We start from the raw sequence: 26,785 nt of genomic DNA on the forward strand, positions 1-26,785 counted from the left end.
CAGCGTTGAAAACGCCATCCGGGCTGCCGCGCTGGGTTTACGTGCCCGCTGCGGTTGGCACGATTTTCGTGCTGACGCCGCTGGTGGCGGTTGCGGTCAAAGTCGATTGGCCGCACTTCTGGTCACTGATCACCAGCACGTCGTCGCGCACTGCGCTGCTGCTGAGCGTGAAGACCGCGGCCGCCAGCACCGCCTTGTGCGTAGTGCTCGGTGTGCCGATGGCGTTGGTGCTCGCGCGCAGCCGCATGCGCCTGGTGCGATGGCTGCGACCGGTCATCCTGCTGCCGCTGGTGCTGCCACCGGTGGTCGGTGGTATCGCGCTGCTGTATGCGTTCGGCCGGCTCGGACTGATCGGACGGTATCTGGACGCCGCGGGTCTCAACATCGCATTCACTACCGCCGCAGTGGTTTTGGCGCAGACCTTCGTGTCGTTGCCGTTTCTGGTCATCGCGCTTGAGGGCGCGGCTCGCACCGCGGGCGCCGACTACGAAATTGTGGCAGCGACGTTGGGGGCACGGCCGAGCACGGTGTGGTGGCGGGTGAGCTTGCCGCTGTTGGTGCCCGGCTTGGTTTCCGGTGCTGTACTGGCGTTTGCGCGTTCGCTGGGGGAGTTCGGGGCGACGCTGACATTCGCCGGTTCGCGCCAGGGCATCACCCGCACGCTGCCGTTGGAGATTTATTTACAACGAGTCGCCGACGCCGACGCGGCGGTGGCGCTGTCGATCCTGTTGGTGGCGGTCGCGGCTGTCGTCGTGCTCGGCGTGGGTACGCGCAGGTTGTCCGGAGTGGGCGCCGGGTAGTCGAGCATGAGCGAACTGCAGCTTCGCGCCGTCGTCGCCGACCGCCAGTTGGACGTGCAGTTCTCGGTGGCCGCAGGCGAGGTGCTGGCGGTGTTGGGGCCCAACGGAGCGGGCAAGTCGACTGCGTTGCACGTGATCGCGGGACTGGTGCGGCCCGATCGGGGTGCAGTACGCCTGGGTGACCGTGTGCTTACCGACACCGCGACCGGTGCGCATGTGGCGACCCACCAACGCCGCGTCGGATTGCTGCTTCAGGATCCACTGCTGTTCCCACACATGAGCGTGGCCGCCAATGTGGCCTTCGGACCGCGCAGCCGTCATCGCACCTTGTGGGCCGGCCGCCGCAGTGGACGCGCGGCGGCGCTGCGCTGGCTGGGCGAGGTGGATGCCGAGCACCTGGCTGATCGTCGGCCGAGCCAGCTTTCCGGCGGTCAGGGTCAGCGGGTGGCGATCGCGCGGGCGCTGGCCGCCGAACCCGATGTGCTGCTTCTCGACGAGCCGCTGTCCGGGCTCGACGTCGCGGCGGCCGCCGGGATCCGCGTGCTGCTTCGCAAAGTGGTCGCTCGAAATCAGCGTGCCACCATCGTGGTGACTCACGACCTGCTCGATGTGGTCACGCTGGCCGATCGGGTATTGGTGCTCGAATCGGGCCATGTTGCCGAAATCGGCCCGGTGGCCGAGGTGCTGGCCGCGCCACGCAGCCACTTCGGCGCCCGCATCGCCGGCGTGAACTTGGTCAACGGAACGATCAGCGCCGAAGGAACGCTGCTGGACCATTCGGGCTCGCAGTGGCACGGCAACGCAGTCGACGTTCTGGCCACCGGACAGCACGCGGTTGCGGTGTTCAATCCGGCTGCGGTCGCGGTGTTTAGCGAGCCGCCGCACGGTAGCCCGCGCAACAGCGTTGCAGTGACGGTTGCCGAGCTGGATAGCCGCGGTCCGGTGGTCCGGGTGCGCGGCGAGGAGCAATCAGACGGCGCGCCAGGATTGGCCGCCGACATCACGGTCGACGCTGCCGCTGAGCTTCGGTTGACCCCCGGGCAGCGCGTGTGGTTCACCGTCAAGGCCCAGGAGTTGGCGCTGTACACCGCCCCGCATCGCCCGCTGCGTTCATAACGGCTGGCAAACAAATCACAATGTCAGCAATCCACACTTGCGTCACGGCTGTAACACGGTAGGTTCGTCGCCATGAGGCAGGTGGATTCAACTCCGACTCGGCCTAGGGGGTTCTGGGCAAAGCTGGCGATCGCTGCGGTGACCGGCGCCAGCGCGGTGGCCCTCGCGATGCCGACGTTCACAGCAAGCGCCGATCCAGTGCAGCCGCCGCCGGGGCCCGGGCAGCCGGTGCCGCCCCCGGCCGGGGCTAACCCGCCGGCGGATGCAGCACCGGGCCCGGCTGGGCCGGTAGCGGCGCCGCCGGCCGCCGACCCGGTAGCGGCGCCGCCCGGAACCGATCCGAACGCGCCACCGCCGGTGGCCGACCCGAACGCGCCCCAACCGGGGCGGGTCGACAACCCGGCCGGCGGATTCAGCTACGTCATTCCGGCCGGCTGGGTGGAGTCGGATGCCACCCACCTCGACTACGGGTCGGCGCTGCTCAGCAAGGAGACCGCCCCGCCCCCCGCACCGGACCAGCCGCCCGCAGTGGCCAATGACACCCGCATCGTTTTGGGCCGGTTGGACCAAAAGCTTTATGCCAGTTCCGAAGCCGACAACACCAAGGCCGCGACACGCCTGGCATCCGATATGGGCGAGTTCTTCATGCCATATCCCGGCACCCGGATCAACCAGGCAACCACGCCGCTGAACGCCAACGGTGTGGCCGGCAGCGCGTCCTACTACGAGGTCAAGTTCAGCGACGCGGCCAAGCCCAACGGCCAGATCTGGACCGGCGTGGTCGGTGCGTCCGCGAACGCAGCCCAGGGCACCCCGAACCAGCGGTGGTTTGTGGTGTGGCTGGGGACTGCCAACAACCCGGTGGACCAGAACGCGGCGAAGATCCTGGCCGAATCGATCCGCCCGCTGGCGCCGCCTCCGGCAGCTCCGGCTCCAGCACCCGCCCCGGGAGCCCCGGCGCCCGCGCCCGCTCCAGGAGCACCCGCACCCGCACCCGCACCAGCTCCCGCGCCGGCACCGGCTCCGGGAGCACCAGCACCAGCACCAGCGCCCGCGCCTGCGCCCGCTCCGGCGCAACCGGCTCCTGCGCCCGCCGCCGGACCGGGTCCCGTCACCGCCGCGTCGACGGGGGGCACGGTCTCGACCTGAGCAGCAGTTCACCAGGTGGTGTCCTGAGTTAAACGACCGTGTCCGTTAGGGCGTCCGAATCGTTACGCTGGCGCGGTATACCGAATTGACAGTCCAGCAGAGGGCTTGACCGAGCTGAGGCAAGGAGATCCGGATGGACGTCACGGCAGCTACCGAAATTCTGGCTCGCTCATCGACGCTGACCAGTGTCGGTTGGATCGGCTACATCATCATCGGCGCCATCGCCGGCTGGATCGCCGGCAAGATCATGCGGGGCGGCGGGGCAGGCATCCTGATGAACATCGTGATCGGCGTCGTCGGCGCGTTGATCGGCGGCTTTGTTTTGAGCTTCTTCGTCGACACCGCGTCGGGCGGCTGGTGGTTCACCTTATTCACCGCCATCCTGGGTTCAGTGATCCTGCTGTGGATCGTCGGGCTGGTCCGCCGGAGGAGCTAGCGCGGTAAACCGTTGCAGCCGTGGGGAACCGAAGCGCTGACACCGCGATGATCGCATGGCGGGTGCGCCAACCCGGCCCGATGAACACCGGGCCGCTGGAACGGGTTACCGCCGAGGTACCGCGTCCGGGCCCATCCGAGCTGCTGGTCGCGGTGCAGGCGTGCGGGGTGTGCCGTACCGATCTGCACGTCGCTGAGGGCGACCTGCCCGTGCACCGCGAGCGGGTGACGCCGGGGCATGAGGTGGTGGGCGAGGTCGTCGAAGTCGGTCCCGATGCCGGCGACGAGTTCGCCGTCGGCGACCGGGTCGGGATCGCGTGGCTGCGGCACACCTGCGGCGTGTGTCAGTACTGTCGCCGCGGCGATGAGAACCTGTGCCCGCAGTCGCGCTACACCGGTTGGGACGCCGACGGCGGCTACGCGGAATTCGCCACAGTCCCTGCGGCGTTCGCGCATCACCTGCCCAGCGGTTACCGCGACAGCGAGCTGGCTCCATTGTTGTGCGCCGGCATCATCGGCTACCGCTCTCTGCTGTGCGCCGAGCTGCCGCCCGGGGGCCGACTGGGGCTCTACGGCTTCGGCGGCAGCGCCCACATCACCGCCCAGGTCGCGCTGGCGCAAGGGGCCGAGCTGCATGTGATGACCCGCGGCGAACGCGCCCAAAAGCTGGCCCTGGATCTGGGCGCCGCCTCAGCTCAAGGCGCCGCCGAGCCGCCACCGGTGCCATTGCACGCGGCGATTCTGTTCGCACCGGTCGGCGAGCTGGTGTTGCCGGCGGCCGAAGCGCTGGATCGTGGCGGCACGCTGGCGATCGCCGGCATCCACCTGAGCGATATCCCCAGCCTGAACTATCAACGGCACCTGTTTCAGGAACGTCAGATCCGGTCGGTGACGTCGAACACCCGCGCCGACGCGCGGGCCTTCCTCGACTTCGCCGGGCAGCACCACATTCAGGTGACGACCCCTGAATACCCGCTGGCGCAAGCCGATCGGGCCCTCACTGACCTCGCCGAGGGCCGCATCGCCGGCGCCGCCGTGCTGTTGGTGTAGCCATGCCGACATCGGAGCGGCTCGTCGCTTCATCGAAATTGCGTCCAGGGTCGTGCTGCGAGCGTGGATCACAGCCCTGGGCGCAATCTCAACGCAACGCTGCGGCCCGTCAGGTGGACAGCTGCCACACCAACGCGGCGGCCAGCGCGCCCAACCCGTTCAGCGACCAGTGCAGGGCGATCGGGGCGATCAGGCTGCCGCTGCGCCGGCGCAACCAGCTGAACACGAACCCGGCCATCCCGGTGGCGAACACGGCCAGGGTGACACCGGCCAGCATGCCCACCACGCCGCCACCGAACAATCGGGTGAAGCCGACATTGCTGCTGGTTAGCCCTAACGATGTCGCGATGTGCCAGAGGCCGAACAGCAGCGAGCCCGCCACCGCGACACCGCGGAAACCCCAGGCCCGGTTCAGCGCACCGTGCAGCACGCCACGAAACGCCAGTTCCTCGGGGATGACGGTTTGCAGCGGAATGATGATCATCGAGGCCACCAGCGCACCCGAGATGGTCGCGTAGTGGTTGTTCAAAAACATCGGCCGCGTCACCGGCAGCAGCGCTCCGACCGCGACCACCGACACCACCAGCAGCACGGCACCCAGCGCATACCCGATGCCGGATTTCCAGTGCTCACGGCCGAGGCCGAGCTCAGCCCAACCAAGGCCGTTGCAGCGCAACAGGATCAGCAGACCGACAGCTGCCGCGGGAACGGTGGCAATACCTGCCCACGGCGTCGTGAAATGCGCGATCAGGTTGGTCAACGTCAACACCACGACGACGACGGCGACGTCGACGTAGACCCGGAACCGGTGCAGCGCCGAAAGCTGCGACGCCAACGGGTGCAGTTGAATCACCGCCTCTTGACCGGCCATTTCCCTAGGTTACCCACTCGGCTCCCAGGTCCAGCCGGAGATCTGCGGGTCATCCTCCCCGTGCTCGCGCGTATAGCGGCGGGCAGCCAAGCGGGCATCGGCCATCCGTTGGCGCAGCTCGGCGGCGCGGCTACCCAGCCCGTCGACCCGGTCGATGACATCCATCACCAGATGGAAGCGGTCGAGGTCGTTGAGCATCACCATGTCGAACGGCGTGGTCGTGGTGCCACGCTCGTTGTAGCCGCGCACGTGCATGTGGTCGTGGTTGGCGCGCCGATACGTCAGCCGGTGAATCAGCCAGGGATAGCCGTGGTAGGCGAAGATCACCGGGGTGTCGGTGCCGAACAACGCGTCGAACTCGCGGTCGTGCATGCCGTGCGGATGCTCGGATTCGGGCTGCAGCCGCATGATGTCGACGACGTTGATCACCCGCACCTGCAGGTCGGGCAGCTCTTTGCGCAAGATGTCGGCGGCGGCCAGCGTCTCCAGTGTCGGAATGTCGCCGGCGCAGGCCAGCACCACATCGGGATCGGCCGTGGCGGTGCTCGCCCATTGCCAGATGCCCAGCCCGCGGGTGCAGTGCGCGATCGCCTGCTCCATGTCGAGGTAGGCCAGCGCGGGCTGCTTGCCGGCGACGATCACGTTGACGTAGTCGCGGCTGCGCAGGCAGTGATCGGCCACCGACAGCAGAGTATTGCCGTCCGGCGGCAGGTACACCCGCACGATTTCGGCACGCTTGTTCGCCACCAGGTCGATGAACCCCGGGTCCTGGTGCGACGCGCCGTTGTGGTCCTGACGCCACACATGCGAGGTCAACAGGTAGTTCAGCGACGCGATCGGCCGCCGCCACGGCAGCTCACGGCTGGTAGCCAGCCACTTGGCGTGCTGGTTGAACATCGAGTCGACGATGTGCACGAACGCCTCGTAGCAGTTGAACAGCCCGTGCCGGCCGGTCAGCAGATAACCCTCCAGCCAGCCCTGGCACAGGTGCTCGGAGAGCACTTCCATCACCCGGCCGTCGGGTGCCAGGTTCTCGTCGTCGGGCGTCGTTTCCGACAGCCACACCTTGTCGGTGGATTCGTAGACCGCAGACAACCGGTTGGAGGCGGTCTCGTCGGGACCCATCAACCGGAACCGGTCGGAGTTGCGGGCGATCACGTCACGCAGGAAGGTGCCCAGCACTCGGGTGGCCTCATGGACGACGGCGCCGGGCTGCGCGACCTCTACGGCATAGTCGCGAAAGTCCGGCACGTCCAAGTCGTGGAGCAGCAGGCCGCCGTTGGCGTGCGGGTTGGCGCTCATCCGACGGTCACCGTCGGGCGCCTCTGCGCGTAGCTCGGGCCGTAACCTGCCGTCGTCGTCGAACAATTCCTCGGGACGGTAGCTGCGCAGCCACTCCTCCAATTGGGTCCGGTGCGACGGGTTGTCGTGAGTCTCGGCCAGTGGAACCTGATGCGAGCGCCAGGTGCCCTCCACGCGTTTGCCTTCCACCATCTTGGGTCCGGTCCAGCCCTTCGGGGTGCGCAGCACGATCATCGGCCACACCGGCCGTTCGACCGTGTCGCTGCTGCGGGCGGCGCGCTGAATGGCCGCAATGTCGTCGAAGGCGTCGTCGAGCGCGGCGGCCAGCTGCTGGTGCACATTGGCCGGGTCGTCGCCGGCCACGGTGATCGGCCGATACCCGTAGCCGCGCAGCAGCGACTCGAGTTCGGTGTGCGGAATACGGGCCAGCACAGTCGGATTGGCGATCTTGTAGCCGTTGAGGTGCAGGATCGGCAGCACCGCGCCGTCGCTGGCCGGGTTGAGGAACTTGTTGGAGTGCCAGCTGGCGGCCAGCGGCCCGGTTTCGGCTTCGCCGTCGCCGACCACACAGGCCACCACCAGGTCGGGGTTGTCGAACGCCGCGCCGTAGGCGTGTACCAGGGCGTAGCCCAGCTCGCCGCCCTCGTGGATGGAGCCCGGCGTCTGGGCGGCGACGTGGCTGGGGATACCGCCGGGAAACGAGAACTGGCGGAATAGTTTTCGCAGCCCGTCGGTGTCTTCTTCGATCCCGGTGTACACCTCGCTGTAGGTGCCTTCCAGGTACGCGTTGGCGACCAGTCCGGGACCGCCGTGACCCGGCCCGGTGACGAAGATGACGTTGGCGTCGCGGTTGCGGATGATCCGGTTCAGGTGTGCATAGACGAGGTTGAGCCCCGGGGTGGTGCCCCAGTGCCCCAACAGCCGGGGCTTGACGTGTTCGGGTGTCAGCGGCTCGCGCAGCAGCGGGTTGTCCAGCAGGTAGATCTGGCCGACCGATAAATAGTTGGCGGCGCGCCAGTAGGCGTGGATGCGGTCACGTTCGTCGTCGGAGAGGGCTGCTGGGGTTACGGTTTGCGCGCTCATCCGTCCGATTGTTCCCCGCCCGAGCGGCTAGCGGGCGAACTGCTCGACAAGGACCACCTGCAGCTCGCCTACCAGGAAGCCGAGTACGGCGCCGACCATAACCATGAGCATCTCGTCGTCTTTGAAGACGGGGCGGAGGATGGCTTCGTACTGATCCGGGGATAGCTTGTTCATCTTGTCGACGATGAGATTTTCGATGTCGAGCGTCTTGGCGGTGTAGTCCTTGGCCTCCTGCATCGTCTCGGGTAGACGCTCAAGGAGCATCGTGATGATGGCGTCTTTGGCCTGGCGATACCGCTTGGTCCCGATCGCAAGCGTGATGAGTGGTTGTGCCATCCCGACCTGGGTGTCGACAGCTGCCGAGACTTCTTTTTCGATGGCCGCGAACAGCCGTTCGGCAGTGGGCCCGTGCAGGATCGCTTCGAGGAGTACATCGGGGGAGAAGAGGTCGTTCGCCAAAATGCGGGCGTAGTCGCGGGTCACGCTGTCCCGTTCCGCGTGCAGCACGCCCTGCGCGGGGATGAAGCCGAGCAGCTTCTTCGGCTCGCGGGGGATGAAGATGAAGTTCAGCGCCAGCCAGTCGCTGGCGAAACCGGTCACGAACCCGAACCCGGGCATGATCCAGGGATTGTGAAGCAGACCCCAGGCGACCATCTGCACCACCCCGATCGCGAAGCCGAAGTAGATGCCGCTGCGGCGAATGAACTTCATTGCGGCCCTACCCATGCCCTGCATCAGCTCGTTGAGTTGGGTCTTGTTTTTCACCAGGATGGTGACGGCGAGGTATTGCAGATCGACGAACCGCGGCAAGTCGGTCTTCATTTCCGTAAGCAGATTGTCGACAACTTCCGGGGCGGCGGCCTGCACTCGCGACAGCACGGCTTTGCGGCCGGCGGCCGGTATCGAGTCCCACAGGCCGGGGCGCATCTGCTCGGCGAGGTCGCGAGCCATCGTGTCGATGATCCGGGTAAGCGGCTCGCGGAGATCGTCGACCGCTTGCCTGGCGTCGATCTTGTCGAGGATCTCCTCCGGTCGTAGCAGCTTGTCGGTGAGCATCTGGATGGTCAGCGCCGCAGTTTTGCCGGCGCGGCGCGGAACCACGCCCTGCCATCCGATCGGCCCGAGGCCCACGAATTCGATTGGGCGATAGAGCATCTGCAGCGCGACAAGCTTGGTGGTATAGCCGACGAAGGCCGCGACCAATGGCATCGACAGGTAGATGAACCAGTTGAGTTTGATGTCGGCGGTGATCTCGCCCCAGGTTTGAAACGAGGCTATGGCCGACGTCGTCACTCCCGCTCCCGCGGGTTGCTCGCCGCAGCCCACAGTTCCAGCCCGAGCCCCGACAATCGCAGGACGTACTTTTCGACGCGTGCCGGGATCGGTCCGCGGGTCGCGCGCTTGACTGCTTCGAGCACGGCGGTGTCGGCGGCGAGGATCTCGTACTCGTCTTTCAAAGCGGAGTCCTCGGGGCCGGACTCGACGAGCCCGAGCGACAAAAGGTGACTGACGTACATCGGCGTCAACTGCGGCAGTGCGAGGTTAGCGCTCTTGCCAATCAGCGACATGTTTTCCAGCACCACGTCACTCGCCAGTCCGGCACGGGTGCGGGCGTGCACGTTGAGCAACGGGGACGTGGAGCCGTCGGAGAGTGCGCTGATGATGCGTGCCTCGTCCGGCACGATCTGGTCGAGGATCTTGTGGAACAGCTCGTGGCGGCTCGACGCCGTGTTCTGCTCGATTGCGCGGTCGAGCAGACCGTGCATCTTGGCGTCCAGAGTTTCGGAGTCGGCATCGCAGCCCTTCTCGCTCTCGCCGTTGGAGAGGGGCGGTGCCGTTGGCGCCGCAGCAGGCGCGCGTATTCCCGACCGAATCAGCCCGAAGAGGCGCCTTTCGCCCCAGCTTGCGACCTTGATGGAGGTCCGCACCGTCTGCTCCGCCAAGTCGACGAGGCCGGTAGGGCCGAAAAGGGAAGACATGCGCTAAACCGTAATTAACCGCTGCCGTCATTATTGCGGATTGACCTGGGTATCCGACCACCACGCAGCCGCCAACTACGCTCAACGCCATGGTCGGTGTCGACGGCGGTCAGTTGCTGGCGTCGCTGCGGGTGCTTGACCTGTCCGACGATGACGGCGACGCGGTCGGCCGGCTGCTCGCCGATCTCGGCGCCGACGTGCTCAAGGTGGAACCACCGGGTGGCAGTCCCGCCCGGCGCCGGCTGCCGGCGCTGGGCGGGGCCAGCCTGCCGTTTGCGCTGCACAACGCCAATAAGCGCAGCACAGTGCTCGACCCGGCCGACGAGCAGGATCGGGTTCGGTTCGCCGAGCTCGCCGCCAGCGCTGACATCGTCGTGGACAGCGGGGTACCGGGGCGCGCCGCCGCATACGGAACGTCGTGCGCCGAGCTCGCCGATCGGTATCCGCAGCTGGTCGCAGTATCGATCACCGATTTCGGAACGACGGGACCGCGGTCGTCCTGGCGCGCCACCGATCCGGTGCTCTACGCCTTGTCCGGTTCGCTGTCACGTTCCGGCCCCACCACCGGAACGCCGGTGTTGCCACCGGACGGCATTGCCTCGGCCACCGCCGCGGTCCAAGCCGCCTGGTCTGCGCTTGTCGCCTATTACCATCGGTTACGTTGTGGCACTGGCGATTACATTGACTTCTCCCGGTTCGATGCTGTGGTCATGGCACTGGATCCCGCTTTCGGCGCACACGGGCAGGCCGCGGCCGGCGTCCGCAAGCCCAACCGGTGGCGCGGGCGTCCGAAGAACCAGGACGCTTACCCGATCTACCGCTGCCGAGACGGTCATGTCCGGATCTGCGTGATGTCGCCCCGGCAGTGGCGCGGGCTGCGTCGCTGGTTGGGGGAGCCCGAGGAACTCCAGGATCCGCGCTACGACGTGATCGCGGCCCGGTTCGCGGCCTGGCCGCAGATCAGCGTGCTGATCGCGGAGCTGTTCGCCGGGCAGACCATGACAGACCTGGTGTCTGCCGGACAAGCCAACGGTGTTCCGATCGCCGCGGTGCTGTCGCCGTCGCAGATCCTGGGCTCGGAGCATTTCAGTGCAGCGGGCGCCGTTGCGGACGCCGAGCTGGTCGCCGGTGTGCATGCCACCGTCCCGGTCGGCTATTTCTCCGTCGACGGGCAGCACACCGGTTTTCGCACACCGGCGCCGGCGGCGGGACACCACGAGGCTTCCTGGCTTGCCGATCCCGCGAGCGCGCCAGCCGCTAATGCCGTCGGGCAACGCCCGTTCGACGGACTGCGGATCGTCGACCTGGGCATCATCGTCGCCGGTGGCGAATGCAGCCGGCTGTTCGCCGACCTGGGTGCCGAGGTCATCAAGGTCGAAAGTGCTGCCTACCCCGACGGATTGCGTCAGGCCCGCGCCGGCGACGCGATGAGCGAGTCATTCGCCTGGACACATCGCAACAATCTCGCATTCGGCGTCGACCTGCGCAACTCGGAAGGCAAACGCGTCTTCAGCCGCCTGGTCGCCGACGCCGACGCGGTTTTCGCCAACTTCAAACCGGGAACGCTTGCCGCGCTGGGCTTTCCATTCGAAGCATTGCATGCCCTCAATCCGCGAATCGTGCTCGCCGAGAGCAGCGCATTCGGCGACACCGGTCCCTGGAGCACCCGGATGGGGTATGGCCCGTTGGTCCGCGCCACCACCGGGGTCACCAAACTGTGGACCTCCGAGGACGCCGCCGCCGACAGCTCGCGGCACCCGTTCTACGACGCGACGACAGTCTTCCCCGACCATGTGGTCGGGCGGATCACCGCCATCGGGGCGCTGGCCGCACTGATCCACCGTGACCGGACCGGCGCCGGCGTCCGAGTCCACGTCTCCCAGGCGGAGGCCGTCGTCAACCAACTCGACACCCTCTACGTTGCCGAGGCCGCGCGGGACGCGGGGAGCGCAGACCTGAGCGACGACACCAGCGTGCACGCCGTCTACCCATGCTCCGGCGACGACGAATGGTGTGCCATCTCGATCCGCGACGATGCGGATTGGCGCGCCGCCACAACAGTTTTCGGACGCCCCGAAATGAGGATGCCCCATACCGACGAGTTGGTGGCGATCGTATCGGCGTGGACGGGCACCCGCTCACCGGTGCGGGTCGCCGAGGCGCTGCAATCGGCCGGAGTTCCCGCCGGCCAGATGAACCGCCCGCCCGACATCCTCGAAGACCCGCAGCTGCTGCACCGAAAGTTGTTCAGCGACATGAACCATCCACTGTTCGACCACCCGCTGCCGGCCGAAACCGGCCCGGCGCCGTTTCGCAATATCCCGCCGGCGCCGCAGCGGCCCGCGCCGCTGCCTGGCCAGCACACCAGCGAGATCTGCCGCAAGGTCCTTGGAATGAGCAGTGAGGAAGTCGAGCGACTGATCAGCGACGGCGTGCTGTTCACTGACAACGTCTAAGCCACCGTCGATCGCGAAAGGTTTCCTGCATGCCCGTCGACCCACGGACACCGGTGCTGATCGGCTACGGCCAGGTCAACCACCGCGAAGACACCCCCGGTATCGAGCCGGTCGACCTGATGGCGGCGGCCGCCCGCGAGGCCGCCGACGCGCAGGTGCTCGCGGCGGTCGACTCCATCCGGGTGGTGAACCTGCTCTCGGCGCGTTACCGCGATCCCGGTCTACTGCTCGGCCAGCGGCTGGGTATCGACAATCCGGCCACCCGCTACAGCGGTGTGGGCGGCAACGTACCGCAGACGCTGGTGAACCAGGCGTGTCTGGACATCCAGCGCGGCCGCGCCGATGTGGTACTGGTGGCCGGCGCGGAGACGTGGCGGACACGCATGCAGTTAAAGGCCCAAGGCAACCGGCTCACCTGGACTGAACAGGACGAATCGGTTCCGATAGCGCCGGGCGGCGAAGACAACGTCCCAATGGCCGGGCCGGCCGAGGAACGCATCGAGCTCGCACGGCCGGCCCATGTCTACCCGATGTTCGAGCAGGCGCTGCGCATCAGCACCGACGAGTCGATCGACGACCACCGCAAGCGCATCGGCGAACTGTGGGCGCGGTTCAACGCCGTCGCGGTGACCAATCCGCACGCCTGGATTCGCAAACCGATTGAGGCTGAGGAGATCTGGCGCCCTGGACCGACTAACCGGATGGTCAGCTGGCCCTACACCAAGTTGATGAACTCCAACAACATGGTCGACCAGGGCGCCGCACTGGTGTTGACATCGGTGCAGACCGCGACGCGCCTGCAGATCCCGGTCGACCGCTGGGTTTACCCGTATGCGGGCACCGATGCACACGACACTTATGCGATCAGCGAGCGTGCCGAACTGCATCGCTCACCGGCCATCCGCATCGCCGGCGCGCGCGTGCTGGAGCTGGCCGGCCTAGGTATCGATGATGTCGACCACGTCGACCTGTACTCCTGCTTTCCGTCGGCGGTTCAGATCGCCGCCACCGAACTGGGGCTGCCGGTCGACGACCCCAGTCGGCCGCTCACCGTCACCGGCGGGCTGACCTTCGCCGGCGGACCGTGGAGCAACTACGTGACCCACTCGATCGCGACGATGGCCGAGCTGCTGACCGCCAATCCGGGTCGGCGCGGGCTGATCAGCGCCAATGGCGGGTACCTGACCAAACACAGTTTCGGTGTGTACGGCACCGAGCCGCCGATATCGCAATTCCGTTGGGAGGACGTGCAATCGGCCGTCGACCGGGAGCCGACCCGACCGGCGGTGGTCGAATGGGAGGGCGTCGGCACTGTCGAGTCCTGGACAACGCCGTTCGACCGGGACGGCGAGCCTGAGAAGGCGTTCCTGGCGGTGCGCACACCTGACGACTCGCGCACTCTGGCCGTAATCCCCAACGCCTCGTCGGCTGCAATCACCGTGCAAGAGGACATCGCCGGGGCCAAGGTCGAGATCCGCCCGGACGGCACCGCCACCCTGCGCTAACTGCCCAATTCTTACGTTCGGGTCAAAAGCCTCTTGAGGACTGCCTCGGCGCGCCTATTGTCGGGGAAGGCACCGGGGGAGGTGAGCACCGCATGCGGATCCTGGTAACCGGCGTCACCGGAGTCGTGGGACGTGCAGTGGCCCGCCAATTGGTGGCCGCCGGCCACACGGTCAGCGGCATCGCCCGGTACCCGCACGCCTGTCTGGATCCCGAGGTCGACTTCGTGTGCGGGCCGCTGAGCGGGCACGTTCTCCAGCAACTGGCCGACGAATCGCACGTGGTGCTACATCTGGCGCCCATCGAGCCGGCTCCTGGCAATGCCGGCATCAACGGCGTGGTGCACGTCGCCCACGCTGCAGCATGCGCCGGCGCACGGCTTATTTTCGTGTCCCAGGCGGCCGGAGCACCCAAGCTGTATGGCCAGGCCGAGACGCTGGTTGCCACGGGGTGGGCGCCCAGCCTGATCATCCGGACCGCACCGCCGGCGGGCCGTCAGCTCGACTGGGCGATATGCCGCACGGTGGCCACCCTGCTGCATGCCACGTCGACACAGCTGCCGGTGCGCTTGGTGCATCTCGAGGATTTGGTCCGCTTCCTGACTTTGGCCGCCGCAACCGACACCACCGGCTCGGTGGATCTGGCGACGCCCGACGTCACTGATGCGGCTACCGCACGGCAGCTGCTGCGCTCCGCGGGCCAGCGGCCGCGACCCTACCGACTCGGCACGTGGGCAGAGCTGTCACCGGCTCTGGATACCTCTGCACTGCAAGAGGATTGGCACTTCGAGTTCGGTTGGTCCGCGACGGGCGCGGTGGCCGACACCGCGCGTGGGGTCGCCGGTCGCAAGCTCGGCGCCGGTGGCGCTATCGACCTGCCCGGGCGTCTGCCGTTGCCGCGGGAGACCAGGCCGCGCTCTGGACCGCTGGGAGGCCCTGGGCTGCGCTGTGCGGCCCCGGACGGATTGGAGGGCGAGTTCGACGACCGGATCGATCCGCGATTTCCGGTCTTCGGCACGGGCACCCTCTCCGCGACGCTGCCGGGTCCGTTGACTCCGATGACCCTCGACGTTCAGCTGGCTGGCTTACGCGGCGCTAGCCGAATCATGGGCCAAGCGATGGGGTTGGGGGGCGCGGCGGCCGACGAGTGGGAAGAGCGGGCCATCGCGGTGTTCGGTCATCGCCCCTATGTCGGGGTGTCGGCCGGCGTGATCGCCGCCAGTCGCCTGCCCGGCTGGGACGAGCAAGCCGTCGTCGAGCAGGCAGTGGGCAACTCGCCGGTCGGTGAGCTGTTGCCGCTGGGCCGTCCGCCGCTGGGCGCCAAGGCGGGAAAAGCTGTTGTGGTGACGCGGGCACTGGCCATGCTGCGCCATCTGAAAACCGACACGCAGTCCTACCGCGCTGCCGCGATGGCTGAGCACCTTGACGCGGCGCAGTTGGGCTCGCTGTCGGAGGCCGGTCTGCAGGTGCGGATCCGACTGTTACGCGACCGGGTGCACCAGGGGTGGAGCTTGACGGCGCTCTGGGTGATCGACACCGGCGTCACCGCCGCGACACTGGAGCGCACCGGCGCGTGTGCGCCGATCTCGGGAATCGGCACGCTGCTGGACAGTGGTCACGTCGCGGCTGAGATCGCTGCGCTGGCGGCGTTGCTGCGACGTGATCCGCGGGCTGGCGTGCTAGCCGCCGACGGTGATCTGCATGGCATCCGCGACGGGTGCCCGGATGTCGCCGCGGAGCTCGACGCGACGGTGGCCCGGATCGGCCACCGCGGCGTCGGTGAGGCCGAACTGGCCCACTGCGTGTTCGGCGACGATCCGGCAGCGTTGCTGGTGGCCGCCGCGTCGGCGACGTCGACTGTCCCCGCATCACCACCGGAGACCGCTTTCGAGCGGATCGCGGCCAATGCCCAGATGTCTCGCGAACTGGCGCACGACTCCACCATGCGGTTCACCCATGAATTGCGAATGGCCTTGCGCGAGTGTGGCGGTCGGCGTGTTGCCGCGGAGCTGGTCGACGTTGTCGACGACGTGTATTACCTGACCTGCGAGGAACTGCTCAGCTGGCCCAGCGACGCTCGGCTGCGGATCAAACGTCGCCGCGCCGAGCGGGAACGGCTGCAGGCTGTGCGGCTACCCGATGTCATCGAGCACTGCTGGCGCCCGCTCGAGTCGATCGGCGGATAGCGCGGTCAGGTCAGCAGTTCACCCAACGGCACCTGCGGATCGGCCAACCGGTCGGGGTCCACCGGGCTCTGGGACTTGATCAGGCTCTTCACGTCGTCGAGCACGTCCCAGATGTTGACGTTCATTCCGGCCAGTACGCGTTTTTCGGCGTCGAGCCAGAACGCGACGAACTCGCGGCCGTCGACGTCGCCGCGGAACACCACGCGGTCGTATCTGGGCGCGTGGCCGGCGTACTCCATGCCCAGGTCGTACTGGTCGGTGAAGAAATACGGCAACTCGGCGTATTGGGTGGGTTCGCCGAGCATGCCGGCCACCGCCACTGCGGGCTGCTTGAGCGCATTGGCCCAGTGTTCGGTGCGGATGCGGGTGCTGTAGAGCGGATGGTCAGCGGCGGCGATATCGCCGACCGCGTAGATGTCGGCATCGTTGGTGCGCAGTGACGCGTCGACCAGGACCCCGCCGTCGCCCATCGACAGTCCGGCTTGCTCGGCGAGTTCGATGTTGGGTTGCGCCCCGACTGCCACCAATACTGCGTCCGCGGTGACCGTGGACCCATCGTGCAGCTTGAGGCCGGTGGCCTTCCCGCCATCGGTGGTGATCTCTTCGACCTGGGACTGCAGGCGCAGGTTGACGCCATGCTCGCGGTGCAGGTCGGCGAACACGATGCCGACCTCTTCGCCCAGCGCGGCCATCAGCGGCAGTTTGGCGGTCTCGACGACGGTGACCTCGACCCCGCGTTGGCGGGCGCTGGCCGCCACCTCCAGGCCGATCCAGCCGGCGCCCACTACAGCCAGCGAGGAGCCTTCGGCCAGCACCGAATTGAGCGCCGACGCATCCTCAAAGGTCCGCAGATAATGAACGCCGGCGGCATCGGATCCCGGTATCGGCAGATGGCGGGACCGGGATCCGGTGGCCAGCAGTAGCTTGTCGTAATCGATGGTGGCGCCGTCGGCCAGAGCGACGTGGCGGCCGGCCGGGTCCACAGCTGCCGCCCGGACTCCCAGTCGCAGGTCGACGTCGTGGTCGCTGTACCAAGCCGAGTCGTGCACAGTGAAATCGGTCAGGGTTTTCTTGCCGGCCAAAAACTCCTTGGACAGCGGCGGACGCTCGTAGGGGAGGTGCTCCTCCTCGGCGACGAGCACGATCTGCCCGCCGAAGTTCTTGTCGCGCAATGCTTCTGCCGCTTTGGCGCCGGCGAGTCCACCGCCGGCGATGACGAATGTATTTGAGCTGCCCATAAGTCCAGCCTACTGCGCTGGGCTCAGCTCAAAAGTCCCTTCAGAAAACGCGCATTGCGCACCGCGTGACCGTGTGGGTCGTTGTTGAAGTACATCCAGATGTCGCGGCCTTCGCCGTCCCACTCTGCGATCTGCTCCGCCCACCGCTGCAGTTCCTTGGGTGGGTAGGAGCCGGCGTACATCGCCTCCGGATCCGGGCCGTGCATCCGGATGTACACCAAATCGGTGGTGGCGCGGGGGATACACGGCAGGCCGGCCCCACTCATCACCACGTAGGCGGCGTGGCGGCGTTCCAGCAGCGCATACACCACCGGATCGTTCCAGGACGGATGCCGCAATTCGACGGCTATCCGGATCCAATCCGGCATGGCGGAAAGGAAACTGTCCAGCCGGTCGTCGTCGCGGCGCTGTTCGGGATGCAGTTGAACCAGTAGCACGCCGTGGCGGTCGCCCAACGTGTGCCAGCACTGTTCGAACCGCTCAATCCAGGGCTGCGGTGTGCCCAGTCGACGGTAATGCGTCAAGCCGCGATGCGCCTTCACCGACATCGTGAAGCCGTCCGGCAACTGCGCGCGCCACCCCGCGAACGTTGAATCCTTGGGCCAGCGATAGAAGCTGGCGTTGAGTTCGACGGTGTCGAATTCCTCGACGTAGCGGGCCAGTCGACGTGCGGACGGCAGGCCCGGCCGGTACAGCACATCAGTCCAGTGATCGTAGGACCATCCGGACGTGCCGATTCGCGTGGTCACGCCGGCTCAACCAGCCGCCTGCGCATGCACATCGCGGTCCAGTGATGAACGCATGAGCGCGGCGGCCAGGCGTGCGTTGGTGCGCGGCGCCAGGGAACCGAGTTTCGTCGGGTCGGTGGGCAGTCCTAACCGTTTTGCTTCAGCAGTGATCCGTTTGTCGAAATAGGGCCGCACCCACGTCCACACGTCTTGCACCTCCCGCAAGAAGATGTCGGCGCCGGTGTCGCCGATACCCTTGAACTGCTTGAGCATTCGTGCGGCCGCGCGGACATCGTGTCCGCTTCGCGAAGCGATTCCGCGCAGATCGCCCGAGTAGTCGTCGTTCGCCCGCCGCGCCATGTCGGTGAGCCGAGTGGCCGAGCTTTCGTCATAGCGCACGTAGTGGGCGCGACCGAATGCCTCGATCATGGTCCGACGGTCGGAGGCCAGCACGGCTTTGGGGGTGCGCAAGCCCGCTCTGAAAAGTTCGCGCCCGGCCTGCATGGCGATCGACGCGTCGATCGGCTTGCTGGCCAGCATGCACAGCACCAGTAGTTGAAACAGCGGCATGGGTTTGTCGCTGATGCGAACTCCCGCCTCGGCGGCGTATGTGGTGCCGGCAACCTTCAGCAGTCGCTTCACCCGTTCCTTGGACTCGTCCATAGCGCACCGATTACCCGCGCTTCTTGGTCGGCAACCGTCGTTCATTTCTTCGGCGCTAGCAGGCGCGAATTCGGACCCGTCCGAACTGCCATTGTGCAATTACTCCCACCAACGTCCGCTAATTGTGCTAATTTGCGCCATCAGTTCTTCGGCACGACCACGGGTAATGGGGGACGGGGATGATTACCCATCGCAGCCGCTTGGCCAGATTGGCGATCACGGCGCTGCTCAGCGGCAGTGGCCTGCAGCCCGTGGTGTTCGCAGCGCCCGCGCACGCGGATCCGACCGCCGTTGTCATGGCGAAAACCCAGCGCATGTCTGAGCCCAGCCGAAATTCGCAACAGGATGGTTGGTACCACAAGCACGACACGTTGACACTCGAGTGCTTTCAGCGCGGGGAAGCCGTGAAAGGGTACTTCAGTTCCAACATCCCGAATGGCGGCTGGGACAATCTTTGGTACCGGGTATCCGACAATCATTTCGTCGCCGATGTCGATATCCAGACCGGCGCCCGGAACACAGTCACCGGAGCATGCAGCGATCAGCCCCCGCCACCTTCATCGGTTGATGGTCGCGCGACGGGCAAAACGCAGCCTTCCAACGCCGCTACGCCGGGCCAATGCACCGACGGTGCCATGCAGAAATGGCACGATGCCACCGGCGGGTACCCCGATGTGCATGGCGACGCCAAAGACTGGGCGAACTCTGCAAGCGCCGCAGGGTGGACAGTCGTCGGTGAGGCGCAGCCGCGGTCGATCGTTGTGTTTCAGCCGGGCGTGGAAGGTGCCGATCCCGTAACTGGCCATGTGGCCTGGGTCAATTCAACGTCGCGACGGCCCGACGGCCTCTACATCAACCTCACCGAGATGAACAATGCGCAACACGGCGGTCCATTTCACTGGTGGACCCGTGATGCCAAGGACGTGCCCGGGATGTCGTACATCCTGGCGCCGTGACAGGGTGCCGTTAGGCCACGTCAGTCCAGGTCCACCCGGATGGTCAGCAGGTCGCTACCCATCAGCCGGACGACAGCGCTGTTGAGGCCGGGCAGGCCACGCAGCCGCTCGATCGGGTCGTCATCGGGCAGCAGGTGTGCAGTTCCGCTGCGCCAGCGGCCGTGCACGCGCACCCGCACCGCGGGGTCGGCCTTGATGTTCAGCACGTAATGGGAACGGTCGCCGTGTTCGGACACCATCCAGAACTGGTTGTCGATCACCCGGCCGCCGACGGCGGTGCGTCGCGGCTGACCGGTCTTTCGGCCAGTGGTTTCCAGCATCGTCACCGGCAGTTGCCGGCCAACCGGGTTGACCACGAGGCGCTGGGCAGTGTGGACGATGCGCCGCTTGAGGTTGCTCACGTCCGCGAACGTTACGCCGCGGCAGTCACCTTCTCGGCCGGTTCCAGCGCGTGCGCGACGATTTCGGCGACGCCGGTCATCGGCTTGACGTCCAGGGCGTCGAGCACCTCGGCGGGCACGTCGTCGAGGTCCGGCTCGTTGCGCTGCGGGATGAACACTGTCGACAGACCCGCGCGCTGGGCAGCGAGCAGCTTTTGCTTGACACCGCCGATCGGCAGCACCCGGCCGTTCAGCGTCACCTCGCCAGTCATCCCGACATCGGCGCGCACCTGCCGGCCGGTGGCCATCGACACCAGCGCGGTCACCATCGTCACGCCGGCCGACGGGCCGTCCTTGGGCACCGCCCCGGCGGGCACGTGCACGTGAATGCGCCGGTCCAACGCCGCAGGATCGACACCCAGCTCCGTGGCGTGTGAGCGCACGTACGACAGCGCGATTTGCGCCGACTCCTTCATCACGTCACCGAGTTGACCGGTCAGCTGCAGGCCCGGCTCACCCTCGTTGGCGCCGGCCTCGATGTAGAGCACATCGCCGCCCAACCCGGTGACCGCCAATCCGGTTGCCACGCCCGGCACCGCGGTGCGTTCGGCCGACTCCGGGGTGAACCGCGGCCGGCCCAGGTATCCAACCAGGTCCGGCTCGTCGATGGTCACAGGGTCCTGCTCGATCTTGGTGGTGACCTTGCGCAGCGCCTTAGCCAGCAGCCGTTCGAACTGCCGCACACCGGGCTCCCGGGTGTAGTCGGCGGCGATCTTGCGCAGCGCCGCCTCGGTGACGCTGACCTCGTCGGTGGTCAGCCCGGCACGGTCACGCTGGCGGGGGAGCAGGAAGTCGCGGGCGATGGCCACCTTGTCGTCCTCGGTGTAGCCATCGATCTGCACCAATTCCATGCGGTCGAGCAGCGCCGACGGGATGTTCTCGATGACGTTGGCCGTCGCCAGGAACACCACGTCGGACAGGTCCAGATCCAAATCCAGGTAGTGGTCGCGGAAGGTGTGGTTCTGAGCCGGGTCAAGCACCTCAAGTAACGCGGCCGACGGGTCACCGCGGTAATCCGAGCCGACCTTGTCGATCTCGTCGAGCAGCACGACGGGGTTCATCGAGCCGGCTTCGCCGATGGCGCGCACGATGCGGCCGGGCAGCGCGCCGACGTAGGTGCGCCGGTGGCCGCGGATCTCGGCCTCGTCGCGCACCCCGCCCAGCGCGACCCGGACGAACTTGCGGCCCAGAGCACGGGCGACGCTCTCGCCCAGCGAGGTTTTGCCGACGCCGGGCGGCCCGGCCAGCACCATTACCGCACCGGAGCCGCGGCCACCGACAACGTGCAACCCACGTTGGGCGCGACGGGCCCGCACCGCCAGATATTCGACGATGCGGTCCTTGACGTCGTCCAGGCCGTGGTGGTCGTTATCCAGGATCTGGCGGGCGGCCTTGAGGTCGGTGGAGTCTTCGGTCGTGGTGTTCCACGGGAGCTCGAGCACGGTGTCCAGCCAGGTCCGGATCCAGCCGCCCTCGGGGCTTTGCTCGCTGGCGCGTTCCAGCTTGCCGACCTCACGGAGCGCGGCTTCGCGCACTCTGTCGGGCAGCTCGGCGGCCTCGACACGAGCCCGATAGTCATCGGAACCGTCGGGTTCGCCTTCACCGAGCTCCTTGCGAATCGCGGCCAGCTGCTGGCGCAACAGAAACTCCTTCTGCTGCTTTTCCATGCCGGACCGCACGTCCTCGGCGATCTTGTCGTTGACCTCGACCTCGGCGAGGTGATCGCCGGTCCAATCGATCAGCAGTCGCAACCGCTCGGCGACGTCTTCGGTCTCCAGCAGCTGACGCTTCTGCACCTCGGTCAGATACGACGCGTAACCAGCCGTGTCCGCCAGCGCCGACGCGTCGGTCAGCCGGTTGACCATGTCCACGATTTCCCAAGCCTCGCGACGCTGCAGCATCGCCAGCAGCAGCTTCTTGTACTCGGCGGCCAGAGCACGCGTCTCGTCATCGGGTTCGGGCTCGGCAACCTCGGTCACCTCGACCCACAGCGCCGCACCCGGTCCGGCGGCCCCGGCGCCGATGTGGGCCCGTTGCTCGCCGCGCACCACTGCGGCGGTGCCGCCCCCGGCGATGCGCCCGACCTGCAGGATCGACGCCAGTACCCCGTAGGAGGGGTAGCGGTCGTCGAGCCGCGGCGCGATCAGCAGCTCGCCCGATTCGCTGGCCCGGGCCGCGTCGACGGCCGTCCGAGCGGCCTCGTCGAGCGCGACGGGCACCACCATCCCCGGCAGCACGATCGGGTCGCTGACGAATAAGACCGGCACTGTTTTGGCTTCAGCCATCAATCCTCCAAAGTTAAGCCTGATGCGCTCAACCCAGGTGAGACGGGGTTTGTTCCCGGACGCGTCAAAACGGTGGCGGTTCGTCGTCGCCGTCGGGCGTGTGTGCATCCCTCGAGCTGTTGTTGGCCCGCTGCGATTTCCCTGCAAGTTCACAGACCTGACGCCGGTAAGCTGCTATCCAGGTTTGCGACGAGAGGGAAACGGTCCATGGCCGGGCGGAGTATGGAAGTCGATACGGCGCATCTACATGCCGGTGCGGACCGGTGTAACGATGCCGCCCAGACAGCATTGGCTGCGGCGGGCAAGCTTGCCGGGAAGGAACCGGCGGTGGGGATGTTCGGCGACTTCGCCGAAGCCCACGAATTTCATGAGGCGGTCTCGACGGCACACCGGGGCCACGTCGTGCAGTTGCACGGCCATCACCGCGCGCTGACCGACATTAGCGGCGAAAGCCATTCCGCAGCACATGAATTCACCGCACGGGATGCTTCGACCGCCGACACCTTCCGAACCGCCGAAGCCGGTTTCGACACGCTCTAATGCCTCCACCCTTGGGTCTGATCAACCTATCGGTCGGTGATTTGATTGCTGGGGCCGGCGGGGATCCGTGGAAGATGAACGACGAACTGCAGGCGGGCGACCCCGGCGCGATCAATGGCCATGCGGACGCGTTCCATGCTGCGGCGGGTTCTGCCACCGAGGTCGAAAGCGACTTCCAGTCGGCCAAGCAGCGTTTCGAGAAGGGCTGGAAGCACAATGGGACTGAGCACCCGATCAACGAGTCGGCCGAAGTCACCCGCGCCACCACGGCATTGCAACTGCAGCAGCCCCAACTCGCCAAGATCGCACTGGATTTGGAGACAGTGGCTGCAGGACTCGCCACGGCCCAACGGACCAGCGACGCTGACATCGCCGCTCTGGATGTCAAGTTGCACGAAATCGACGATGCGATTACCGCCGCCAAGGCAGCTGAGCAGGACAGTCAGGCTCTTCACAACGCGGCCGTCGAGGCAGTGCAGAGCACTCTGGGCGAGGTCCAGGGTGTTCGTAATGGCTATGTGGCCACCATGACGTCGGCCCAGCCGACGATGGCGATCGTGAAAGCCTATGAGGATGGGGCGAACGAGGCCGGCGAGACACCCGGGCTGACCCCGACGAAGAGCGACGTGCTGATCGCGGCTGCCGGCGGGGTGTCAGGTGGTACCGCAGACGGGGTACGTTCAGCGGCGCTCAAGCTGATCGCGGAGTCCCCCGGCACTGGGCCCGGCAAGGTCGACCCAGGGTTGTTGAGGTGGCTCGAGGATCCCAAGATCGGCGGCTTCGAGCTGAAGGGATTGTCCCGCATGGGCGGGGTGGTTGCTGCGGCCAGCGCGGTACCCGCTGTCATGTCCGACATCCATGACGGCAACTCGGTCGCAGAGGCTGTTACCCGCGAAGGTGCGGGAACCGGTCTCGGGCTCGTGGCCGGCGCTATTGCTGGGGACATGGCAGCTGGTGCGTTGGCGGGTTCGGTAGTTCCGGGGGCGGGTACGGCGGTTGGTCTGGTGGTTGGCGCGGGTGTCGGGGCGTTCGTCGCTTTGGGTGGATCCAAGGTGGTCGAAGCGGCTTGGGAGCCAGCCACGCATGCCGTGAGCAGCGCCGCGCACAGCGTGGCAAAGGTATTTGGATTCGGGTAGGGCGTGGACGATGCGACTCGAGGAGTTCCTGGAGCAACACAGCCTCGCGGCGTTCCCGGTCGATAGGTTTGCCGGGTATGTGGTGGAGGTGGGGGTGCCCCCGGACTGGGACCTTTTCAATTCCGTCCTCGGTATGCGGGTATGGGTCTGTAGCGACGACCCCCGCAGGGATGAGTTCTGCGCTAATGCAGTGTTGACGATGCATCGCGTCGAGCGGGCGCTGGAAGCGGGCGACGTGTTCACGATGCTGACAGAACAGCAGCTTCACTCCGTCCCGGGATGCCGCGAACTGCACCGTGAACTAGCTGCAGCCACTGACGGTCCCGGTGTCGCAGGGGCACTTTTTACCCAGATCGCTGATGAGTTGGGCACCATCGATAGTGTGTCGCGATCCCGGATTATCTCAGCGGAACAGGAGACGCTGATCGCGCAATTGACGGTGACCGCGCTGCAGGATTCACCGGTTGACCGGGCGCATATCTGGCTATCTGTCCAGATGGGTGCGGCGACAGGTCCAACATCCGCGGACCAGCACCGCAGCGCCCCGGTAACCAAAGCGCAAGACGGTCGCTGATGCCAGGTAGCGGGGCCAAAGGCCGTTGGGGGCGGGCGCTGCGGTACAGCTTCGCCGTCGTGCTCTGCTTGTTGACGTTGGTGGCCATACGGGCGGGGCTGCAATGGTACTGGTCTGTGGCGGTGCTATGCGGAGCGCTCGTCATCATTCTCGGCAGGCGCCGGATCTTTCGGCCGGCCGTCACCCGGACGCCGAACGAGATCATCTGCCGCTACATTCCCTGGTACGAGGGAAATGCTTACGTCTTGAATGTTCTGCTTCCTCTGTTGGGAGTCGCATCCATTGCGGCGGGGTCCGCGCCCGGAAATCCAGTGTGGCTTCGGATTACCGGCATCGTCCTGCTGATTCTGACGCCGCTATTCACGTATTCGGCCGTCCGTATGTGGCTGCGATGCGTCCTGCGCATTACGCCGTCGGCATTAGCCGTGCGTTTGGCCGGGCCCAAGGATGAGCTGACCGAAATCCCGCGTGCGCGTGTCGATTCGATCACGGCCAAGATGGTCCCGAATGCGGTGAGCGGCGCCCAGTCGTTGCAAGTCGAGATTGCCTACCTGCCCGCGGAATTGAGCAGCGACACGCCCAGAACTTTGGTGTTGGGCCTGCAGCTGAGCGTTCAGCCGAATAACCTCCTCGACGCACTCGTGGCCTGGAAAGATGCCACCCACGACGATCCGAGCAAATTGTTGGACCGGATTGAGCAGATCCTTCGAGGCCGTTCAACGGCTGGCGTTTGACCGCCTCGAATGGTTCGAATCGGCAGGCGCAGTCAGTGCCGGGGTGCCGTGGACTTCCCTCAGAACGGTGGCGGTTCGTCGTCTGGATCGGGTGGGGGCAGTCCGAAGTAGCTCATGCGCTCGCCCCGCCGTGCTGTGCGTGCGTCGTGGTTCGCTCGGCGTTCGGCGGCGATGCGGTGGGCGCGGTTTTGGGCGCGGGTGCGGCGGCGTTTGGGCATCATCGCCGTCCGCTCGCCGCAATAGTCATCCGGAAGATCGGCCTCGATGGCCGGGACGCCGCCGGTGGAGTGGCACAAGCTGGGAAACAGCAGCGCACTGCCCGGAGTGGTGACATAGGTGTGGCCAGCGGGCGACGTCAAAATCAGCGTGCCGTCGGGCAACTGCTGCTCGCGCCAGCCCCAGAAAGTCTTCACCAAATGATGAGTGCGGCAATAACATTTGAGGTTCGACGCATGCGTCGGCCCGCCATCGGCGTGCGGGATCGTATGGTCCAGGTCGCAGTCGACTGCCGGCCGGTCACAGCCCGGCCAGCGACACGTCAAATCCCGGCAGCGCACAAAATCCGCCAGCGCCTTCGAGGGCACATATCCCGGTTCGGGCGGAGCATCGCCCGGGTGAACCAGCGACACCAGCGTGGCCGTTTTGGCCAGCTCAGCCACCAGTTCAGCCGGGATGAGCCCATCGGCACCGACCTGCGAAGCCACCGCTGAGCCGCTGCCGTCGAGCGTGGCCTGCTCGGCGATCACGTGGATCACGACAGGCGTTGCAGCAGACTGCTTTCCGGCGACACAATCGGGGCGCCCGCAGCGGCAGCCGAGTCGATCAGCGTGCGCGGCGAGTGCACCCAACGCGTCAGCGCGGCGCTGATCGCGGGTACGCGGATCGTGCTCACAGACCGTGGCAGCAAGTGCATCCAGTTGTTTGTCGAGAGCCCGCGCGTCCGGGGTCAGTAGCTTGCCATAGATCTCCGAGATACCTCCGTCGCCGTCGCCGATCGAAATCTCTCGACCACCCTGGCGTTCTTTGCGCCGCCGGACAGCATCCGCGTCGGCACGGCCCACAATCTTGTCGATCTGCCCGGCGAGTCGCCCCTGCGTCATCGACGGCCAGCGCGGCACGTTGACGGCAAGTTGCCCATCCACCGTCGCCAACACGTCGCGATCGGTGATCAAATCGGTGCGAAACACGATCGTCTGAAACGCCCGATAGTCGATATCACCGGCCTTAAAGACCGCTGCCAGCTTCGGCAGCCGCTCGCGCATGGCCCGCGCATACCGCAACCGGCTTCCCGCCAACCCCTGACTGATGCGCAGCGCCGCGGCCACCTCGGCGGTCACCGCCTCTTCGGTATCGATGGCCCATTCTTCGGTGTTGGAACACCGCGATAACCGATAGCCGAACAGCTCCCCAATTGCGGCCAGCTGCGCAGCGGCCGCCTGATTCTCCGCCCGCGCCGACGCGCAGATCCGGTCCACCAGGGCCGTCGACTCCGGTGTGGTCGAGGGATGGCGCCGCTCAAACAGCTCATCAAACCGCGCGATCACCTCCAACCGCGCCGCCTC

General features: G+C 66.6%; 23 protein-coding genes. 13 read left to right on the top strand and 10 right to left on the bottom strand.

Annotation, left to right across the window (positions count from 1 at the left end; genetic code table 11):
* The first annotated feature begins 5 nt into the window (after positions 1-5).
* The 5 genes from AC5Y5W_RS16160 to AC5Y5W_RS16180 all read left to right on the top strand — a co-directional run bounded on the left by AC5Y5W_RS16160 (position 6) and on the right by AC5Y5W_RS16180 (position 4,550).
* On the top strand, positions 6-800 hold the full coding sequence (locus AC5Y5W_RS16160) for an ABC transporter permease (RefSeq protein WP_500011174.1): 795 nt from the start codon (positions 6-8) through the stop codon (positions 798-800).
* 6 nt (positions 801-806) lie between these two features.
* Positions 807-1,916, top strand: a complete 1,110-nt coding sequence (locus tag AC5Y5W_RS16165) for a sulfate/molybdate ABC transporter ATP-binding protein (protein WP_500011176.1) — start codon at positions 807-809, stop codon at positions 1,914-1,916.
* Between the two features lie 72 nt (positions 1,917-1,988).
* Positions 1,989-3,065, top strand: coding sequence for an alanine and proline-rich secreted protein Apa (locus AC5Y5W_RS16170; protein WP_500011178.1), 1,077 nt, complete (start codon positions 1,989-1,991; stop codon positions 3,063-3,065).
* 133 nt (positions 3,066-3,198) lie between these two features.
* Positions 3,199-3,501 carry a GlsB/YeaQ/YmgE family stress response membrane protein gene (locus AC5Y5W_RS16175; RefSeq protein WP_500011180.1) on the top strand — a complete coding sequence of 101 codons (303 nt, stop codon included), beginning with the start codon at positions 3,199-3,201 and terminating at the stop codon, positions 3,499-3,501.
* Positions 3,502-3,548: 47 nt separating this feature from the next.
* Entirely contained in the window at positions 3,549-4,550 is a 1,002-nt protein-coding gene (locus tag AC5Y5W_RS16180) for a zinc-binding alcohol dehydrogenase family protein (RefSeq protein WP_500011230.1), read from the top strand.
* Between the two features lie 109 nt (positions 4,551-4,659).
* Here the strand turns inward: AC5Y5W_RS16180 and AC5Y5W_RS16185 are convergent, their stop codons facing one another.
* The 4 genes from AC5Y5W_RS16185 to AC5Y5W_RS16200 are packed head-to-tail and all read right to left on the bottom strand — an operon-like array spanning position 4,660 to position 9,734.
* Entirely contained in the window at positions 4,660-5,421 is a 762-nt protein-coding gene (locus tag AC5Y5W_RS16185) for a CPBP family intramembrane glutamic endopeptidase (RefSeq protein WP_500011182.1), read from the bottom strand.
* Positions 5,422-5,430: 9 nt separating this feature from the next.
* Complete coding sequence (locus AC5Y5W_RS16190) at positions 5,431-7,806, bottom strand: phosphoketolase family protein (protein ID WP_500022394.1); 2,376 nt, start codon at positions 7,804-7,806, stop codon at positions 5,431-5,433.
* 27 nt (positions 7,807-7,833) lie between these two features.
* On the bottom strand, positions 7,834-9,099 hold the full coding sequence (locus AC5Y5W_RS16195) for a DUF445 domain-containing protein (RefSeq protein WP_500022395.1): 1,266 nt from the start codon (positions 9,097-9,099) through the stop codon (positions 7,834-7,836).
* Positions 9,096-9,734, bottom strand: a complete 639-nt coding sequence (locus AC5Y5W_RS16200; protein ID WP_500011187.1) for an Abi-alpha family protein — start codon at positions 9,732-9,734, stop codon at positions 9,096-9,098. Before AC5Y5W_RS16200 ends, AC5Y5W_RS16195 begins: the two co-directional genes overlap by 4 nt.
* Positions 9,735-9,874: 140 nt before the next feature.
* Here AC5Y5W_RS16200 and AC5Y5W_RS16205 point away from each other — a divergent pair, with 140 nt between their 5' ends.
* The 3 genes from AC5Y5W_RS16205 to AC5Y5W_RS16215 all read left to right on the top strand — a co-directional run bounded on the left by AC5Y5W_RS16205 (position 9,875) and on the right by AC5Y5W_RS16215 (position 15,929).
* Positions 9,875-12,241: a CoA transferase gene (locus tag AC5Y5W_RS16205; protein WP_500011189.1), complete on the top strand. Its 2,367-nt coding sequence runs from the start codon at positions 9,875-9,877 to the stop codon at positions 12,239-12,241.
* 29 nt (positions 12,242-12,270) lie between these two features.
* Positions 12,271-13,746: an acetyl-CoA acetyltransferase gene (locus AC5Y5W_RS16210; RefSeq protein ID WP_500011191.1), complete on the top strand. Its 1,476-nt coding sequence runs from the start codon at positions 12,271-12,273 to the stop codon at positions 13,744-13,746.
* Positions 13,747-13,838: 92 nt separating this feature from the next.
* The gene (locus AC5Y5W_RS16215; RefSeq protein WP_500011193.1) at positions 13,839-15,929 is read left to right on the top strand and encodes an NAD-dependent epimerase/dehydratase family protein; all 2,091 of its coding nucleotides are present in this window, start codon (positions 13,839-13,841) and stop codon (positions 15,927-15,929) included.
* A gap of 5 nt (positions 15,930-15,934) precedes the next feature.
* On the opposite strand, the gene AC5Y5W_RS16220 is transcribed toward AC5Y5W_RS16215, so the two are convergent.
* The 3 genes from AC5Y5W_RS16220 to AC5Y5W_RS16230 are packed head-to-tail and all read right to left on the bottom strand — an operon-like array spanning position 15,935 to position 18,558.
* The gene (locus tag AC5Y5W_RS16220) at positions 15,935-17,167 is read right to left on the bottom strand and encodes an NAD(P)/FAD-dependent oxidoreductase (RefSeq protein WP_500011195.1); all 1,233 of its coding nucleotides are present in this window, start codon (positions 17,165-17,167) and stop codon (positions 15,935-15,937) included.
* Positions 17,168-17,190: 23 nt separating this feature from the next.
* Entirely contained in the window at positions 17,191-17,916 is a 726-nt protein-coding gene (locus tag AC5Y5W_RS16225) for a DUF72 domain-containing protein (RefSeq protein WP_500011197.1), read from the bottom strand.
* Between the two features lie 6 nt (positions 17,917-17,922).
* Positions 17,923-18,558, bottom strand: a complete 636-nt coding sequence (locus tag AC5Y5W_RS16230; RefSeq protein WP_500011199.1) for an HhH-GDP family DNA glycosylase — start codon at positions 18,556-18,558, stop codon at positions 17,923-17,925.
* Positions 18,559-18,767: 209 nt separating this feature from the next.
* On the opposite strand from AC5Y5W_RS16230, the gene AC5Y5W_RS16235 reads away from it, so the two are divergent.
* Positions 18,768-19,514, top strand: a complete 747-nt coding sequence (locus tag AC5Y5W_RS16235; RefSeq protein WP_500011201.1) for a CHAP domain-containing protein — start codon at positions 18,768-18,770, stop codon at positions 19,512-19,514.
* A 20-nt stretch (positions 19,515-19,534) separates the two neighbouring features.
* Here AC5Y5W_RS16235 and AC5Y5W_RS16240 read toward each other — a convergent pair whose 3' ends face one another.
* Both AC5Y5W_RS16240 and lon read right to left on the bottom strand, forming a co-directional pair.
* Positions 19,535-19,915, bottom strand: a complete 381-nt coding sequence (locus tag AC5Y5W_RS16240) for a nitroreductase family deazaflavin-dependent oxidoreductase (protein ID WP_500011203.1) — start codon at positions 19,913-19,915, stop codon at positions 19,535-19,537.
* An 11-nt stretch (positions 19,916-19,926) separates the two neighbouring features.
* A complete protein-coding gene (lon, locus tag AC5Y5W_RS16245; protein ID WP_500011205.1) occupies positions 19,927-22,239 on the bottom strand; it encodes an endopeptidase La in 2,313 nt (770 codons plus the stop codon).
* Between the two features lie 207 nt (positions 22,240-22,446).
* Between lon and AC5Y5W_RS16250 the strand changes: the two genes are divergently transcribed.
* From AC5Y5W_RS16250 to AC5Y5W_RS16265, 4 genes are all read left to right on the top strand, one after another.
* The gene (locus AC5Y5W_RS16250; RefSeq protein ID WP_500011207.1) at positions 22,447-22,779 is read left to right on the top strand and encodes a DUF2563 family protein; all 333 of its coding nucleotides are present in this window, start codon (positions 22,447-22,449) and stop codon (positions 22,777-22,779) included.
* Complete coding sequence (locus AC5Y5W_RS16255; RefSeq protein WP_500011209.1) at positions 22,779-23,915, top strand: putative alpha/beta hydrolase; 1,137 nt, start codon at positions 22,779-22,781, stop codon at positions 23,913-23,915. Before AC5Y5W_RS16250 ends, AC5Y5W_RS16255 begins: the two co-directional genes overlap by 1 nt.
* A 199-nt stretch (positions 23,916-24,114) precedes the next feature.
* The gene (locus AC5Y5W_RS16260; RefSeq protein ID WP_500011211.1) at positions 24,115-24,489 is read left to right on the top strand and encodes a hypothetical protein; all 375 of its coding nucleotides are present in this window, start codon (positions 24,115-24,117) and stop codon (positions 24,487-24,489) included.
* Entirely contained in the window at positions 24,489-25,223 is a 735-nt protein-coding gene (locus AC5Y5W_RS16265) for a hypothetical protein (protein ID WP_500011213.1), read from the top strand. Before AC5Y5W_RS16260 ends, AC5Y5W_RS16265 begins: the two co-directional genes overlap by 1 nt.
* A gap of 59 nt (positions 25,224-25,282) precedes the next feature.
* Here the strand turns inward: AC5Y5W_RS16265 and AC5Y5W_RS16270 are convergent, their stop codons facing one another.
* The gene (locus AC5Y5W_RS16270; RefSeq protein WP_500011232.1) at positions 25,283-26,773 is read right to left on the bottom strand and encodes an HNH endonuclease signature motif containing protein; all 1,491 of its coding nucleotides are present in this window, start codon (positions 26,771-26,773) and stop codon (positions 25,283-25,285) included.
* Positions 26,774-26,785 lie beyond the last annotated feature (12 nt).

It is taken from the genome of Mycobacterium sp. NGS51 (assembly GCF_059812525.1).